The sequence below is a fragment of the Achromobacter sp. B7 genome (assembly GCF_003600685.1).
Classification (GTDB): domain Bacteria; phylum Pseudomonadota; class Gammaproteobacteria; order Burkholderiales; family Burkholderiaceae_B; genus Achromobacter; species Achromobacter spanius_B.
The window spans coordinates 3234248-3249759 of sequence record NZ_CP032084.1 but is presented as its reverse complement, the minus strand read 5'-3'; the positions used below and the strand labels follow the sequence as shown (position 1 = coordinate 3249759).

The 15512-nt window shown below is 66.9% G+C and carries 14 protein-coding genes; 10 read left to right on the top strand and 4 right to left on the bottom strand.

Features of this window, described 5'->3' with window-relative positions; all coding sequences use genetic code 11:
• Positions 1–51: 51 nt before the first annotated feature.
• Positions 52–1071 (bottom strand): amino acid ABC transporter substrate-binding protein, encoded by a 1020-nt coding sequence (locus DVB37_RS14590; protein ID WP_120155895.1) that lies wholly within the window; start codon positions 1069–1071, stop codon positions 52–54.
• Between the two features lie 169 nt (positions 1072–1240).
• Between DVB37_RS14590 and DVB37_RS14585 the strand changes: the two genes are divergently transcribed.
• On the top strand, positions 1241–2380 hold the full coding sequence (locus tag DVB37_RS14585) for an aminotransferase class V-fold PLP-dependent enzyme (protein ID WP_120155893.1): 1140 nt from the start codon (positions 1241–1243) through the stop codon (positions 2378–2380).
• A gap of 38 nt (positions 2381–2418) precedes the next feature.
• Positions 2419–3714 carry an O-acetylhomoserine aminocarboxypropyltransferase/cysteine synthase family protein gene (locus DVB37_RS14580; RefSeq protein WP_046806723.1) on the top strand — a complete coding sequence of 432 codons (1296 nt, stop codon included), beginning with the start codon at positions 2419–2421 and terminating at the stop codon, positions 3712–3714.
• On the opposite strand, the gene DVB37_RS14575 is transcribed toward DVB37_RS14580, so the two are convergent.
• Positions 3711–4661 (bottom strand): AraC family transcriptional regulator, encoded by a 951-nt coding sequence (locus DVB37_RS14575; RefSeq protein ID WP_120155890.1) that lies wholly within the window; start codon positions 4659–4661, stop codon positions 3711–3713. The two genes, DVB37_RS14580 and DVB37_RS14575, sit on opposite strands and share 4 nt — an antisense overlap.
• A gap of 237 nt (positions 4662–4898) precedes the next feature.
• Here DVB37_RS14575 and DVB37_RS14570 point away from each other — a divergent pair, with 237 nt between their 5' ends.
• From DVB37_RS14570 to DVB37_RS14550, 5 genes are all read left to right on the top strand, one after another.
• Complete coding sequence (locus DVB37_RS14570) at positions 4899–5453, top strand: carboxymuconolactone decarboxylase family protein (protein WP_120157503.1); 555 nt, start codon at positions 4899–4901, stop codon at positions 5451–5453.
• Positions 5453–6586 carry an acyl-CoA dehydrogenase family protein gene (locus DVB37_RS14565; protein ID WP_120155888.1) on the top strand — a complete coding sequence of 378 codons (1134 nt, stop codon included), beginning with the start codon at positions 5453–5455 and terminating at the stop codon, positions 6584–6586. The genes DVB37_RS14570 and DVB37_RS14565 overlap by 1 nt, the downstream gene beginning before the upstream one ends.
• A 104-nt stretch (positions 6587–6690) precedes the next feature.
• The gene (locus DVB37_RS14560) at positions 6691–7488 is read left to right on the top strand and encodes an ABC transporter ATP-binding protein (protein WP_120157502.1); all 798 of its coding nucleotides are present in this window, start codon (positions 6691–6693) and stop codon (positions 7486–7488) included.
• Positions 7489–7520: 32 nt separating this feature from the next.
• A complete protein-coding gene (locus tag DVB37_RS14555) occupies positions 7521–8711 on the top strand; it encodes an ABC transporter substrate-binding protein (protein WP_046806726.1) in 1191 nt (396 codons plus the stop codon).
• A 227-nt stretch (positions 8712–8938) separates the two neighbouring features.
• On the top strand, positions 8939–9739 hold the full coding sequence (locus tag DVB37_RS14550; RefSeq protein WP_371683141.1) for an ABC transporter permease: 801 nt from the start codon (positions 8939–8941) through the stop codon (positions 9737–9739).
• A 127-nt stretch (positions 9740–9866) separates the two neighbouring features.
• Here the strand turns inward: DVB37_RS14550 and DVB37_RS14545 are convergent, their stop codons facing one another.
• Positions 9867–10436 carry a surface-adhesin E family protein gene (locus DVB37_RS14545; RefSeq protein WP_104145806.1) on the bottom strand — a complete coding sequence of 190 codons (570 nt, stop codon included), beginning with the start codon at positions 10434–10436 and terminating at the stop codon, positions 9867–9869.
• 144 nt (positions 10437–10580) lie between these two features.
• On the opposite strand from DVB37_RS14545, the gene DVB37_RS14540 reads away from it, so the two are divergent.
• Entirely contained in the window at positions 10581–11900 is a 1320-nt protein-coding gene (locus tag DVB37_RS14540) for a hypothetical protein (protein ID WP_104145807.1), read from the top strand.
• A 166-nt stretch (positions 11901–12066) separates the two neighbouring features.
• On the opposite strand, the gene DVB37_RS14535 is transcribed toward DVB37_RS14540, so the two are convergent.
• Complete coding sequence (locus DVB37_RS14535; protein WP_046806730.1) at positions 12067–12756, bottom strand: GntR family transcriptional regulator; 690 nt, start codon at positions 12754–12756, stop codon at positions 12067–12069.
• 119 nt (positions 12757–12875) lie between these two features.
• Between DVB37_RS14535 and araD the strand changes: the two genes are divergently transcribed.
• Together araD and DVB37_RS14525 are read left to right on the top strand one after the other, a co-directional pair.
• The gene (gene araD, locus DVB37_RS14530) at positions 12876–14606 is read left to right on the top strand and encodes an L-arabinonate dehydratase (protein WP_046806731.1); all 1731 of its coding nucleotides are present in this window, start codon (positions 12876–12878) and stop codon (positions 14604–14606) included.
• Positions 14607–14739: 133 nt separating this feature from the next.
• Positions 14740–15450 (top strand): ribonuclease activity regulator RraA, encoded by a 711-nt coding sequence (locus tag DVB37_RS14525; protein ID WP_120155885.1) that lies wholly within the window; start codon positions 14740–14742, stop codon positions 15448–15450.
• Positions 15451–15512 lie beyond the last annotated feature (62 nt).

The window sequence follows — 15512 nt, the reverse complement described above, 5'->3', positions numbered from 1 at the left end:
CATGCAAAAGGCGGGCCGGTGGCCCGCCCGCCGCGTTCAGTCCTTAGCGCTTCACTGGAATGGCGGCGAATACAGCAGGCCGCCCTTGTTCCATTGCGCATTCAGGCCACGGTCCAGTTTCAGCGGGGTGTTGGCGCCCAGGTTGCGGTCCCACACTTCGCCGTAATTGCCCACGGCCTTGATGGCGTTCTTGGCCCAGCTTTCGTCCAGGCCGAAGCTTTTGCCGATGCCCGGGTCCACGCCCAGCAGGCGGCGTACCTGTGCGTCGGTGCTTTGCGATTGGGCGTCGGCATTGGCCGACGTCACGCCCAGCTCTTCGGCGGCCACCAGCGCGTTGACCGTCCACCGCACAATGGCGGCCCAGTTGGGATCGTCCTGCCGAACGAAGGGGCCAAGCGGCGACTTGTTGATGCGTTCGGGCAGGATGACGAAGTCGTCCGGCTTGGCGGCGCGCGCCGCGCGGCTGGCGGCCAGCGTGGACGCGTCCGACAGGTACACGTCGCAGCGGCCGGCGTAGAACGCCTGTTCCAGTTCGACCAGGTTTTCAATCACCACTGGCCGATACGTCAGCTTGTTCTTCTTGAAGTAGTCGACCAGGTTCTGTTCATTGACGGTGCCCGGCTGCACGCAGACCTGCGCGCCTTCAAGCTCGGTGGCGCTTTTGACGCCCAGCTTGCGTGGCACCAGAAAACCCTGGCCGTCGTAGAACACGATGCCGGCCGACGCAATGCCCAGGCCCGCGTCACGGCTGGACGTGATGGTGGTGTTGCGGTTCAGTACGTCGATTTCGCCGGACTGTAGCGCGGGAAAGCGCTGCTGCGAACTCAACGGCACGAAGCGGGTTTTGTTCGCGTCGCCCAGCACGGCGGCGGCCAGCGCGCGGCACAGGTCGGCGTCCAGGCCGGTCCAGCGGCCGTCCTTGTTCGCAATCGACAAGCCCGCCGACCCTTGGCTGACGCCGCAAACCAGTTCGCCGCGCTTCTTGATGGTATCGACGGTGCCTGCCTGCGCCACGCCCGCGGCCAGCGCCACCGCCACGCCCGCCGTCTTCCAGAATTGAATCAATCGCATGCCGTTCCCGTATCGTATGTATGCAAGAAAGGCATGAATTCTAGGGGCGCGCCCGCGATATCCGAGCGACTGTATCGTCATATCAATATAAGAACTAAGCCTTATCCAGATGTGCATCGGGTCCCTAGAATTCGGCCATACCAAGTTGCAATCCACAGGAAGGCCGCGCATGAGCTGGCAGGACGAATTCAGGCAGTTATTTCCCATCACGCGTGACAAGGCCTACGCCAACATTGCCTACACCAGCCCGCTGTCGCCCAAGGTGGCCGATGCGGTGGCACAGTTTTTTGAGGGCATCACCCATGCCCGCAGCGACAAGCCGCAATGGCTGCGCGATGCCGATGCGTTGCGCGTGCGCCTGGCACGTCTGATCGGCGGCGACGCCCGGCGGCTGGCCTTCACCAAGAACACCACCGAAGGCTTGAACACCGTGGCGCAGGGCCTGGCCTGGCAACCCGGCGACAACCTGGTCGTGGATGATCAGGAACATCCCACCAATGCCTTGCCGTGGTTGAACCTGCGCCGCCACGGCGTGCAGGTGCGCGTGGCGGCGGCGACGTCGCATCGCTATACGGTGGACGATTTATGGCAGCACGTGGATGCGCGCACCCGTCTGATCGCGGTGTCATGGGTGCAGTACGGCACCGGCCTGCGTACCGACATTGCCGAGCTGGGCCGCCGCTGCGCGCAGCGCGGCATCTGGCTGGTGGTCGATGGCATCCAGGGGGCAGGGCTGCTGCGCGCGCGGGTAGACGAATGGCAGGTGGACGCCTTCGCCAGCGGCGCGCACAAGGGCATGCTGGGTCCGCTGGGCGTGGGCCTCTTGCATGTGTCGGAAAAATTGCTGGACGCGCTGGACCCGCTTTACGTGGGGCCATCGGGCGTCACTACCTTGGACAAGTCGGGCCTGCAATGGCAGGTGGGCGTGGCGGACGCGGGCGACGCGCGCCGTCTGGAAACGGGCAACCTCAACTACCCGGGCATCGCGGGTTGGGCGGGCGCGCTGGATCTGATCGAAGGCGCCGGCCCGGATCGCATCGAACCCTGGGTGCTGGAACTGTCGCACGCCTTGCACGACGGCTTGCGGGCGCAGGGGGTGGCCGTGGTATCGCCGTCCGACCCCGAATTGCGCAGCACCACAACGGCGTTGCGCGTGGCCGACCCGGCCGGCGCGCTGGCGCATTTGACGCGCGCCGGTGTGGTGGCCAGCGTGGTGGAGTATGGTTACGTGCGCTTGTCCGTCGGCGCCTATAACAATCACGCGGACATCGACCGTATCCTGAGCGCCACGCGCGCCTTGGCGGCCTGATCCGCAAACTCGAATCAACGACATTCCTGGAGAGACACATGACTGAACCGAAGAAGCCCAACTGGCGCCTGGAAACCGTGGCCGTGCATGGCGGCTACCGCCCCGACCCGACCACGCGCGCCGTCGCCGTGCCCATCTATCAAACCGTTGCCTACGCGTTCGATGACACGCAGCATGGCGCCGACCTGTTCGACCTGAAGGTGCCGGGCAACATCTATACCCGCATCATGAACCCCACGACCGACGTGCTGGAGCAGCGCGTGGCGGCCCTGGAAGGCGGCATTGCCGCGCTGGCGCTGGCCTCGGGCCAGTCGGCCGTGACCTATGCCATCCTGACCATCGCGGAAGCGGGCGACAACATCATTTCGTCCAGCACGCTGTATGGCGGCACCTACAACCTGTTCGCGCACACGCTGCCGCAATACGGCATCACCACGCGCTTTGCCAACCCCAGCGACCTGGCCGCCTTCGAAGCGCAAATCGATGACCGCACCAAGGCCATCTTCGCGGAATCGGTCGGCAACCCGCTGGGCAACATCACCGACATCGCCGCGCTGGCCGACGTCGCGCACCGCCATGGCCTGCCGCTGATCGTGGACAACACCGTGCCGTCGCCATACCTGCTGCGCCCCATCGAACACGGCGCCGACATCGTGGTGCAATCGCTGACCAAGTACCTGGGCGGCCACGGCACCAGCCTGGGCGGCGCCATCATTGATTCCGGCAAATTCCCGTGGGCCGAGCACAAGGCGCGCTTCAAGCGCCTGAACGAACCGGACGTGAGCTACCACGGCGTGGTCTACACCGAAGCATTCGGGCCGGCCGCCTACATCGGCCGCGCGCGCGTCGTGCCGCTGCGCAACACGGGCGCGGCGATCTCGCCGTTCAACTCGTTCCAGATTCTGCAAGGCATCGAAACGCTGGCGCTGCGCGTGGACCGTATCGTTGAAAACGCGGTCAAGGTGGCGAACTTCCTGCGTGAACATCCGAAGGTGGAATGGGTGAACTACGCGGGCCTGCCGGACCACCCCGACCACGCGCTGGCGCAGAAGTACCTGGGCGGCAAGGTGCCGGGCCTGTTCACCTTCGGCGTGAAGGGCGGCCGCGACGCGGGCGCGCGCTTCCAGGACGCGCTGCAACTGTTCACGCGCCTGGTCAACATCGGTGATTCCAAGTCGCTGGCGACCCACCCGGCATCCACCACGCACCGCCAGCTGAATCCCGAAGAGCTGCAAAAGGCAGGCGTGCGCGAAGAAACGGTGCGCTTGTCCATCGGCATCGAACACATCGACGACCTGATCGCCGATCTGGAACAAGCGTTGGCGCAGGTTTAAGCGCCGCCCGGCGGACGCTTGCGCAGGGCCGAGGGCGCAACGCCCTCGGTGCGCTGAAACACCCGGCTGAACGCCGCCTGAGATTGATAGCCCACCCGCTCCGCTGCATCCTGTATGCCCATGCGCTGGCTCAGATACCGGCGCGCCACGCGCATGCGCAGCAATTGCAGCAGCTGCGCGGGCGTGGTGCCGCTTTGCAGCGTGAAGCGTCGGTGGAACGTGGCCTTGGACATATGCAGGCGGTCGGCCATGTCCTGCATGCTCCAGGGCGCGGCGGGCTGCGCCAGGATGGCTTGCAGCAGGCTGGCCATGGCGGGGTCGCGCGCCAGCACGAACAGCCCGTAGGCCTGACGATCATGCACGGCCAGATGGCGCAGCATGAAGAAGATCAGCAGATCGGTCAGCCGTTCCAGCACCACGGGCGAGCCGCCCGGCGTGGGCGCGGTGTCGGCGGTTTCTGCCAGGATCAGGTCGAACACGCCGCGCGCCGTGCGAAAGCGCTCGTCCTGGGCGCGCAGCACCAGGTAGTCGGGCAGGGTGTCGGCCAACAGGTCGGCCAGCCCCGGCCGGAATTGGAAAAAGCCGCAGGCCAGGCCCGTGCCATCGGCCTGCCGGGGCAGCAGCGGCTCCATGGCGCGGCACAGCGCGGTGCCGGGCGCCACGGCATCAAGCGGCGTCAGCGCATGCGGAATATCCCGCAGGAAAAATATGCCGTCGCCGGCGGCAAGCGTCAGCGTGTCCAGCTCGGCGCCCTGGCCGTCATGCAGTGCAACGCGGCATTGGCCATGCAGAATCAGATGAAAGCTGGCGCGCGCGCGGCCGCTGGTGCTGGCGGACCAATTGCCGCAATACTGGCCCAGGTGATACAAGCTGGATTGCACTTCCAGGCTGGACAGAAGCAGCGCGTCGACGGCGGCTTGATCGGTAGGGGAGGCGTCGTTGGGCAAGGTCGGCAGGCGTGGCGGTGGCGAAGGTGGGGGCGGAGCTTGGGGGCGGTGCTGGTGACGGTAACTCGCAACTGATCTGGTCCAGTGACCGTCGCAGTTTCGGCTGGTTATAAGCGCATAGCTGAAAGTCGATAAGATCTAGCATCAAGTTGCGATCTTCGCGCATTGTCGCTTGTGGCCGGGCGCCCGCACAATATTGTTTTCAACCTTGTCTTGAACGACACCCAGGAGATCCACATGGCCCGTTTGCCCGTCCATACCGCGCAAAGCGCTCCCGAACCCACGCGCGCCGCGCTGGCCGCCGCGGAGCAGGGCGCGGGATACCTGTCCAATCTGCTGGGCGTGCTGGCCAATGCGCCGGTGGCGCTGGAAGCCTATCAAACCCTGTCGCAATTGAACGCGCGCGCCGGCCTTAGCTTGCAGGAACGCGAGGTGGTGCAACTGGTGGCGGGCACGCGTCACGGCTGCACGTTCTGCGTGGCGGGCCACACCGCCATCGCGCGCAACAAGGCGCGCTTGTCGCCCGAGGTTGTCGATGCGCTGCGGGCGCAAGGCGTGCTGCCCGACCAACGCCTGCAAGCGCTGGCGGCGTTCACCGAAGCGGTGATCGACACCCGCGGGCGCGTCAGCGACGACGCACTGCAAGCGCTGCGCGATGCCGGCTATACGGACGGCAACGCGCTGGAAGTAATTGTGGGCGTGGGGCTGGCCACCATCTGCAACTTTGGCAATAACCTGGCGCAGACCCCGCTGAACGAGCAGCTGCGTGACTACGCCTGGAGCGGCGCGTGATGGCGGCGCAAGCCTTGAACCCCGACGCAGGCCTGCGCCTGCCTGACGATCTGGCAGCGTGGCTGGCCGACCATGCCGACGCGCTGGACGACGGCACCCAGGACGCCGCCACCGTGCTGCCCAGGCTGGCGCGGGCCGGCATCTTTCGTATCGGCGTGCCGCAAGCGCAGGGCGGGCTGGCCGGTACGGACATTGGTGACGCCATCGAAGCCGTGTCGCAAGTGGCCGAGTATTCGGTCGCCAGCGCCTTCGTGGCGTGGGGTCAGCGTGTCTTTATCGAATACCTGTTGCGCAGTCCGAACGCGGGCTTGGCGCAACGTTGGTTGCCCGCGCTGTTGTCGGGCGAACAAGCCGGCGCCACCGCGCTGTCGAACGCGATGAAGTTCTTGTCGGGCATCGAATCGCTGCAAATCAGCGCGCGCGAATCCGAGGGCGCCTGGGTGCTGGACGGCCGCATGCCGTGGGTGACGAATCTGCGGCCCCAGGGCTTTCTGGTGGCGGCCGCCGTCAGCGCACCCGACGGCACGCCGGCCGTGGTGGCGTTGCCGCACGATATCGCGGGGCTGGTGCGCAGCCCCGACCTTTCCCTGATGGCCTTGCAGTCCAGCAACACGGCGGCGTTGGAGGTGCAGGGCGTGCGCATCGCTTCGGAGTGGCTGATCCACCCTGACGCGCGCCAATATCTGCCCGGCGCCCGGCCGGCTTTTGCGGGGCTGCAATGCGGCTTGTCCATCGGCCTGGCGCGGCGTGCCTTGCAGGCGGCGGCGCAAAGCGGGCAGGGGCAGGCGTCGCGGGGCATCCTCGGCGAACCCCTGGCGGCGTTGCGCGCGCAGGTGCAAGCCCAAAGCGCAAGCCTGATCGATGGGGTGCGCAGCGGGCGTTTCGTCACCGAGCCCTGGGCGTTGTTCGAGATCCGCATCGCGCTGGCCGAGGCCGCGCAGCAGGCGGTGCAACTGGAACTGCAAGCCAGCGGCGGCGCAGCGTATCTGACCAGTGCCGGCGCGGGGTTCGCCCGGCGGTGGCGCGAGGCGGCTTTCCTGCCCATCGTCACGCCCAGCCTGGTGCAGTTGAAAACCGAATTGGCCAAGCGCCAGGCCAAGCTGGCGGCCGAAGCGGCCGGGATCGCGGTATGACGGCGGCTGAGCCGCCGGTGAGCACGACGACGGGCGAGCGGCCGGGGCCCACGACGGCGGGCGAACTGCCTGTGCGTAGCCCCAAGGGCGCGCCGCCGCTGCACCTGACGGCGGGCGCGCCGCCGGTGTTGCAGGCGCGCGGCCTGGCCCTGCGCTACCCCGCCGCGCCGGCGCCGGTCTTTGAAGCGGTCGACCTGGACTTGGCGCGCGGCGAAGTGGTGGCGGTGCTGGGCGCCAGCGGCGCGGGCAAATCCAGTCTGCTGCGCGTGCTGGCGGGCTTGCAAGAGGCCACTGCCGGATCGCTGCTGATGGAAGGCGCGCCGCTGACTGGCGTGCACCCGCGCGTGGCGGTGGCGTTTCAAGACCCCAGCCTGCTGCCGTGGCTGTCCCTGGAACGCAATGTGGCGTTCGGGCTGGACTTCAAGCATCAACCGGCGTTGACGGACGCGCAGCGCCGCGCGCGCGTGGACCAGGCCATTGACGAAGTCGGCCTGTCGCATGCGCGGCACCTGCGCCCCGCGCAATTGTCCGGTGGCATGGCGCAGCGCACCGCCTTGGCGCGTTGCCTGGCGCGCCAGCCGTCGGTGTTGCTGCTGGACGAGCCGTTCGGCGCGCTTGACGAAGTCACGCTCGGCGACATGCAACTGCTGCTGCGCAAGGTGGTGGCAGATTTCCAGACCGCCGCCGTGCTGATCACCCACGATATCGACGAAGCGCTGGTGCTGGCTGACCGCATCGTGCTGCTGGGCGGCGCGCCCGGCCGCATCCTGGGCACCTGGCAGGTTGACCTGCCGCAGCCGCGCGCCGACCTGTTGCCTGAAATGGGCGCGCTGCGCCTTGAAATCCTGACCCGCTTGCGCAGTGCGCTGCGCGCGGGTCATGTTGCGTCTGTACCGGCCTGACCGGATTCCGATTCCCAAGCAAGGAGTATTTGATGTGCCTGGAACACATGTCGCGTCGCGACTGGTTGAAACTATCGGCCCTGCTGACGGCAGGTGGCGCAGCGTCCTTGCTGTCGGCGTTCAACGCCCGCGCGCAAACCGAGCCGGACGCGCCCGTGCGCATCGGCTATCTGCCCATTACCGACGCCGCGCCGCTACTGGTGGCGCATAACAATGGCCTGTTCGAGAAGGCCGGCGTCAAGGCAGAAAAGCCCACGCTGCTGCGCAGTTGGGCGCAGGTGATCGAAGCGTTTATTTCCGGGCAGGTCAACGTCGTGCATCTGCTGTCGCCCATGACCGTGTGGGCGCGCTTTGGCAGCCAGGTGCCGGCCAAGGTGGTGGCATGGAACCACGTGGGCGGGTCCGGCCTGACCGTGGCGCCTGCTGTCAACAGCGTCAAGGAACTAGGCGGCAAGACGGTCGCCATTCCGTTCTGGTATTCCATCCACAACGTCATGCTGCAATACCTGCTGCGCGAAAACGGCTTGACGCCGGTAGCGCGCAAGGACGGTTCGGCGGGCGCCAATGAGGTCAACCTGGTCGTCATGGCGCCCGCCGACATGCCGCCCGCGCTGGCGCAGAACCGCATTGCCGGCTACATCGTGGCCGAGCCGTTCAATGCGCTGGCCGAAACGCTGGGCGTGGGCAAGGTGCTGCGTTTTACCGGCGACGTCTGGCGCAACCACGCGTGCTGCGTGGTGTTCATGCACGAGCGTGACCTGGAACAGCGGCCGGCGTGGTCGCAAAAGGTGGTGGACGCCATCGTGCAGGCGCAGCTGTGGATTCGGGACCATCGGGCCGAGACGGCGCAACTGCTGTCCAAGGAAGGCATCAACCGCTACACGCCGCACGCCCTGCCGGCGCTGACCAAGGTGCTGGCGCCGCCCGCGTCCGACCGAGAGCAGTACCTGGCCAGCGGTGCCATTCGCCATGCCGATTGGGATGAGCGCCGGATCGACTTCCAGCCGTATCCCTTTCCCAGCTACACCGAAGAGCTGGTGCGCCGCCTGCGCGACACGGTGATCGAGGCCGACCGGGGCTTTCTTGCCGACCTGGACCCAGCCCGCGCGGCGCGCGAGTTGGTGGACGACCGCTACGTCAAGCGCGCCATCGAATCCGTGGGCGGCCTGAGCCGCTTCGGCTTTCCCGACGCCTACAGCCGGACTGAAATGGTGCAGGCGTGACGGCACGGGAATCGCTTGCCGGCGCGGCGGTAGACGGTATGGCACAACCGGCACAACCGGCACAACCGGCACAACCGGCACAACCGGCACAAACCGAGCACACCGAGCACACCGAGCGCACCGAGCGCACCGAGCGCACCGGGCACAGCGGGCACACCGGGCAAACCGAGCACACCGAGCGCACCGGGCAAACCGAGCACGCCGGGCAATCGCCACAATCGCCGTCCGTGGCATCCACGACGCGGGCCGGGCGGACGGTTCGCGCCGGGGCGGGATCCCTGGGCCTGGGCGCGCGATGCGCGCTGGGCCTGGGGGGCCTGGCTGCGCTGCTGGCGCTGTGGTGGCTGGGCACGGACGTGCTGTCGCCGGCCGGCGGCATGGCGCGGCGCTTTTCGCCGGGCGCCACATTCATCAGCCTGGCCGAATTGCTGACGGCGTCCGACCTGCCGATGCACATCCTGGTCAGCCTGCGGCGCATCGGCGTGGGCCTGGGGTTTGCGCTGGCCATCGGCGTGCCGCTGGGCCTGGCCATCGGCAGTTGGCGCCGCCTGGAAGCCACGGTGTCGCCCGCCATGCAGTTCCTGCGCATGATTTCGCCGCTGTCCTGGATGCCGATAGCCGTGATGGTGTTCGGCGTGGGCGACGATCCGGTCTATTTCCTCCTGACGTTCGCCGCCGTCTGGCCCATCGTGCTGAACACGGCGGCCGGCGTGCAGCAGCTGGACCCGCGCTGGTTACAGCTGGCGCAAAGTGTGGCGGCCACGCGTTGGGAGACCTTGCGCAGCGTGATCCTGCCCGGCGTGCTGGGCCACATCCTGACCGGCGTGCGCCTGGCCATCGGCATTTTGTGGATTGTGCTGGTGCCGTGCGAGATGCTGGGCGTGTCGGCGGGGATGGGGTATTTCATCCTGGACACGCGTGACCGGCTGGCCTATTCAGAACTGATGGCCATGGTGTTGATGATCGGCGTGCTGGGCTTTCTGCTGGACGCGGCGGCGCGCGGCTTGTATCGGTACTGGCGCGGATAGAGCGCAGGCAGGGCGCAGGCAGGGCGCAGGCAGGGCGCAGGTAGGGCGCAAGCAGGGCGTGGATAGGGCGCGGATAGGGGCGCAGCAAGCGATGCCACTGCGCGGCGGGGTCGGCGCCCGCCGCCTGTCACTTGCGCGCGTTCTTGCCCGGCGCCGGGCAGACCACGCCGCGCAACTTGCGTTGCACGGGGTCCCGGGCGACCGGCGCATTGTGAATGCCCGCCACGGGTATCGATTCCACCAGCGCGCCGGTGGCGTTGTTGCCGGCGTAGTGCTGGGTCTGCGTGACGGTGTAGGTGTTGGCGCTGCAATTCAAAATGATGGGCTGCGACACCGACGCGTAAGCCTGGCCGTTGGTCTCGGACACGCGCGGCTGCGCGTAAAACCAGGCCACGGTCACCGCCATCACCACCGGACGGTCGGACATGGGCGCGATGGACGCGCTGTCGTAGAACACACCGGGCATCGCTTGCGGGTCCAGCGGCGTCCAGACCGGGTCGCCGCCAAAGGTCATGCCGGATACGCCCAGGTCGCGCGGCACGATGTTGACGGCGCACGCGTCGGCGGGAATCGGATCGCCTTCGCGTACGGTCACCGCCGCGCAAACATCCGGCGCGACGGCTTTTGCGGGCTGCCCCCAGGCGGCTGCCCCGAAAACGAGCAGGGCTAGGGTAAGCGGGGCGAGCCTTGCAATCATGTCCGGGTTCCGTGTGTGGCCGATGCGGCGTAAGAGTATGTCACGCCAGTATAGAGAACGTTGCGCAACGCGCTATAGTTTCGCCCATTCTCCAAACGCCACCGGCCAAATGGTCGGTCTTCATCCCCAGTATGTGTTGTCGCCATGAACCTTAGACTGCTTGCCAGCGGCGTCGCCATCGCCGTCGCGGCGGTCTTGGGCTATGGCATCTACCAGTTGGTGCCGATGGGCCAGCCGTTGACCCGCAGCGAAGTCATCGGCGAACTTAACGGCTTGCCGCTGGCCTCGTCCTCGCGCGTATCGCTGCAACGGTTCGGTGAACGACAACTGTTGATTGGCCAGCGCCTGGTCGGCGCCAAGGACCTGGCCAACCTGGAACGCGCGCCGCTGCTGGACGCGCAACTGCCCGGCTACGACGCGCGCCAGCCCCCGCCCTGGCAACTGGCCGACACGCGCAACCTGATCTATGGCGGGCAGGGCACCGGCGTGTTCGAGCTGCTGGGGTCGGTGCGCGGGGATACCGGCGTCAGCGTGATCGGCGCGCCCGACGGCGGCACGCTGTATCTGGTGACCGCTGCGCCTTCGGCCGGGCAGGGCGAGTCGCCCTCCGGCTGGGACACCCTGCGGTCGGACGACCTGGGCAAGACCTGGACCTACGCGCCCGATGTCACGCTGGGCGGCTCGCGCCAGTACACCGTATTCCTGACCGGGCAGCGCGTCATCGCGCTGGAACGCCACGAATCCGGGCAGCGCCTTTTGGTCAGCGAAGATGGCGCCCGCCACTGGGCGGCCACGCGGCTGGACGATCAGGTCTGGCCCGACGCCAGCGCGTTCGATCGCGCGTTCCGCGAAGCCGCCGAACGGCCCGGCAATCCGCGCGCCGACGACCAGTTGGCCTACGACTGGTCGCTTTATCCGCTGGACGACACGCACGCCGTCGGCTGGAGCTGGCGCACGCGGGTCAGCCTGAATGCGTCCCACGGCAACGAAGTGCTGGAGACGCGGCGTTTCGAAGTGGAATTCCAGGACGGCGCACCGCCCGGCTTTCGCATCACGCAGGGCGTGCCGCCCGTGCCCGCGCCAGCGCCGGACGACCTGTACACGCGCGACCAGGCCGTGTTTCAGACCCAGGGCGACGCCATCTATGAACTGGACAAAGCGGATCGCTCATGGCGGCGCCGCGCGGTATCGCCCAGCGTGCAGGGCACGCCAAGCTGGATCGGCGACGCCTGGTTTGGCCCCAACGCGTGGGTCATCAAGACCTACGCGGACCATTTGTTGTCGTTCAACGAATACACCAAGACGTACTTCTATACGCGCGACCACGGCAAGACCTGGCGCCCGTTTCAAATGCCGCAGGATGTGGAAACCGGCCTGATCGGGCTGGACTTGTCCGGCGACGGCCTGTTGTCGCTGGCCGAGCGCGACGGCAAGACGGTCATCCGGCGGTATCCGCTGGACTAGGCGCAGGCCGGGCCGCGCTGGCAGGCGGGAAGGCTGGCTGGCGGGCAGGCAGGCACGAAGGCAGGCCGGCGGGCAGGAAGGCCGGCAGGCACGCAGGCCGGCAGGAGGGCAGGCAGGCAGGCTGATAGGCGTTTGGCCGTCGCGCTATCCCCGCCGATCTATCCCGCTATTGCTCCAGCACGTATTCCGGATACCGCTTGCAGATCTCGGCCACCTGGCTCAGCGTGCCCGACAGATGCTCGCGCAGCACGCGCTGCGCGCCGGCCGGGTCTTGCGCCACGATGGCGTCCAGCAGGCGTTGATGGTCGTCCATGATGCGTTCCGCCTTGCCGGCCTCGGGCAGATGCAGGCGGCGCAGGCGATCCAGGTGCCCGCTGTAGCGCTGCTCCAGTTCCCACAGGCTGTGCACGCCCGCCGCCGTGTGCATGTCGCGGTGAAACGCCTGATCGGCGTTGATGAACTGCTGGTATTGCCCGCTGGCGTGGCTGGCGTGCTGCAAGTCGATGCTGGCTTGCAGGCGCTGGTGCAGGATGGGGTCGGGCCGTTGCGCCAGCATGTGCACGATTTCAAGCTCCAGCGATTGCCGCAGGAAATGCGCCTGGCGGGCCGCCGGGATGTCGATGCGGCTGACCACCGTGGTGTGCTGCGGATAAATCTCCACCAGCGCCTCTTCGGCCAGCCGCATCAGCGCGTCACGAATCGGCGTCTGGCTCAGGCCATACGTTTCGGCCAGCGTCACGCGGGACAGGGGCGCGCCGGGGGCGAGCTCCAGCGACACGATCTGTTCGCGTAGATGTTCGAAGACCTGGGGCGCCGCGTGGCGCGAACGGTCCAGTCTTAGCTTGGGGCTTTGCATCGCTGGCCTGGCGGGGTACGGGGTAAAGCCCGCAGTGTAGCGGGTTTCCACCTAGCTGACGCACTAATGTATTAGTGTTTAAATGGCTCCATCCCCACCACGCCTTTCTTTATTTCCCCATGAAACGTACCTACGAAAGTCTGCGCAGCGCCGCCTGGATGGCCAAGGATGACCTGCGTTCGTTCGGCCACCGTTCACGCATGATGCAGATGGGCTACGGCCCGGACGACTGGGTCGGCCGGCCCATCATCGCCATCATCAACACCTGGTCGGACCTGAACCCCTGTCACAGCCACTTCAAGCAGCGCGTCGAAGACGTGAAGCGCGGCGTGTTCCAGGCGGGCGGCTTTCCGGTGGAGCTGCCGGCGATCTCGGTGTCGGAATCGTTCGTCAAGCCCACCACCATGCTGTATCGCAACTTCCTGGCCATGGAAACCGAAGAGCTGCTGCGCAGCCACCCGGTCGATGGCGCGGTGCTGATGGGCGGGTGCGACAAGACCACCCCGGGCCTGTTGATGGGCGCCATCAGCGCCGGGCTGCCGTGTGTGTACGTGCCCGCCGGCCCCATGCTGCGCGGCAACTGGAAGGGCAAGATACTGGGATCCGGCTCGGACGCCTGGAAGCTCTGGGACGAACGCCGCGCCGGCAAGATCACGCAAGAACAATGGACCGAAGTGGAAGGTGGCATCGCGCGCAGCTACGGCACCTGCATGACGATGGGCACGGCCAGCACCATGACGGCCATTGCCGAAGCCATCGGCATGACGCTGCCCGGCGCGTCGTCGATTCCGGCGGCTGACGTGAACCACATGCGCATGTCCGCCGAATGCGGCCGCCGTGTGGTGGAAATGGTCTGGGACGATCTGACCCCGCAGCGCATCCTGAACATGGCGTCGTTCAAGAACGCCATCAACGTGGCCATGGCCATGGGCTGCTCGACCAATGCCATCATCCACCTGGTGGCCATGTCGCGCCGCGCGGGCCACGCCGTCGGCCTGGAAGACTTTGATGCCGCCAGCCGCAAGGTGCCCGTCATTGCGAACATCCGGCCCAGCGGCGACACCTACCTGATGGAAGACTTCTATTACGCTGGCGGCCTGCCCGCGTTGATGACGCGCCTGGAAGGGCACCTGGACCTGTCGGCCATGACGGTGACGGGCAAGACGCTGGGCGAGAACATCGCGGGCGCCGAGGTCTATAACGATGACGTGATCCGCAAGCTGGACACCGCCATCTACGACGAAGGCGCGCTGGCGGTTTTGCGCGGCAACATTGCGCCGGACGGCTGCGTCATCAAGCCCAGCGCCTGCGCCCCGCAGTTCTTGCAGCACACCGGCCCCGCGCTGGTGTTCGACGACTACCCCAGCATGAAGGCGGCGGTCGATGACGAGAACCTGGACGTCACGCCCGAACACATCATGATCCTGCGCAATGCCGGCCCCCAAGGCGGCCCGGGCATGCCGGAATGGGGCATGCTGCCGATCCCGACCAAGCTGGTCAAGCAGGGCGTGCGCGACATGCTGCGCCTGTCTGATGCACGCATGAGCGGCACGAGCTACGGCGCCTGCATCCTGCACGCGGCGCCCGAGTCCTACGTGGGCGGCCCGCTGGCCTTCGTCAAGACGGGCGACCTGATCACCGTCGACGTGCCAGCGCGCAGCATCCACCTGAACATCAGCGACGAAGAACTGGCCGCGCGCCGCGCCGCCTGGACGCCGCCGCCCAAGCGCTATGAGCGCGGCTACGGCTGGATGTATTCCAAACACATCCTGCAAGCCAACGACGGCTGCGATTTTGACTTTCTGGAAACCGAATTCGGCGCACCCGTGCCGGAGCCCGAAATCTTCTAAGCGCAACGGCGGGCCACTGCCCGCCGCGCCGATCAGTTATCGCCTTTCATTTTTGCGAATTCATTCTTTGTGATTTCATTTTTGTGATTTCAATTTTGTTTTCCGCATTTTGCCCGGAGCCATCGTGTCCCAAATGAATCCCGAAACCCGTGCCCGCCTGTCCGGCATCAGCACGGCCACCCTGTGCACGGCGCTATTCAAGCGCGGCCTGCGCAACCAGTTCATCCAGGATGTGCGTCCGCTGAACGCCAACCTGCCCAACATGGTCGGCCCCGCGTTCACGCTGCGCTACATCCCGGCCCGCGAAGACCTGAACACCATCAAGGTGTTCGAAGACCGCTCGCACCCGCAGCGCGTGGCGGTTGAGACCTGCCCGGAAGGCGCGGTGCTGGTCATGGACAGCCGCAAGGACGCGCGCGCCGCGTCCGCCGGCTCCATCCTGGTGACGCGGCTGATGAAGCGTGGCGTGGCCGGCGTGGTGACCGACGGCGGCTTTCGGGATTCGCCTGAAATCGCCGAGCTGGGCTTTGCCGCGTATCACCAGCGCCCCTCGGCGCCTACCAACCTGACCTTGCACCAGGCGCTGGACATCAACGCGCCCATCGGTTGCGGCGACGTGGCTGTGTGGCCGGGCGACATCGTCGTGGGCGACCGCGAAGGCGTGGTGGTGATCCCCGCGCATCTGGCCGATGAAATCTCGGTCGAAGCCGTGGAAATGACCGCGTTCGAAGACTTCGTGACCAGCCAGGTGCAGCAGGGCGCGTCCATCCTGGGCCTGTACCCGCCCACCGACCTGGGCACCAAAGATAAATTCGCCGCCTGGCGCAAAGCGCAGGGGCGGTAAGCCAAAACACCAGGCCAAACACCAGGCCAAACCCTCAAGCCAAGGCCACCGAGCCTTGCCGC

Coding starts and splice junctions, on each gene's coding strand:
- DVB37_RS14590 (WP_120155895.1), bottom strand. CDS start 1,071: ATGCGATTGATTCAATTCTGGAAGACGGCGGGCGTGGCGGTGGCGCTG.
- DVB37_RS14585 (WP_120155893.1), top strand. CDS start 1,241: ATGAGCTGGCAGGACGAATTCAGGCAGTTATTTCCCATCACGCGTGAC.
- DVB37_RS14580 (WP_046806723.1), top strand. CDS start 2,419: ATGACTGAACCGAAGAAGCCCAACTGGCGCCTGGAAACCGTGGCCGTG.
- DVB37_RS14570 (WP_120157503.1), top strand. CDS start 4,899: ATGGCCCGTTTGCCCGTCCATACCGCGCAAAGCGCTCCCGAACCCACG.
- DVB37_RS14565 (WP_120155888.1), top strand. CDS start 5,453: ATGGCGGCGCAAGCCTTGAACCCCGACGCAGGCCTGCGCCTGCCTGAC.
- DVB37_RS14555 (WP_046806726.1), top strand. CDS start 7,521: ATGTGCCTGGAACACATGTCGCGTCGCGACTGGTTGAAACTATCGGCC.
- DVB37_RS14545 (WP_104145806.1), bottom strand. CDS start 10,436: ATGATTGCAAGGCTCGCCCCGCTTACCCTAGCCCTGCTCGTTTTCGGG.
- DVB37_RS14540 (WP_104145807.1), top strand. CDS start 10,581: ATGAACCTTAGACTGCTTGCCAGCGGCGTCGCCATCGCCGTCGCGGCG.
- DVB37_RS14535 (WP_046806730.1), bottom strand. CDS start 12,756: ATGCAAAGCCCCAAGCTAAGACTGGACCGTTCGCGCCACGCGGCGCCC.
- araD (WP_046806731.1), top strand. CDS start 12,876: ATGAAACGTACCTACGAAAGTCTGCGCAGCGCCGCCTGGATGGCCAAG.
- DVB37_RS14525 (WP_120155885.1), top strand. CDS start 14,740: ATGAATCCCGAAACCCGTGCCCGCCTGTCCGGCATCAGCACGGCCACC.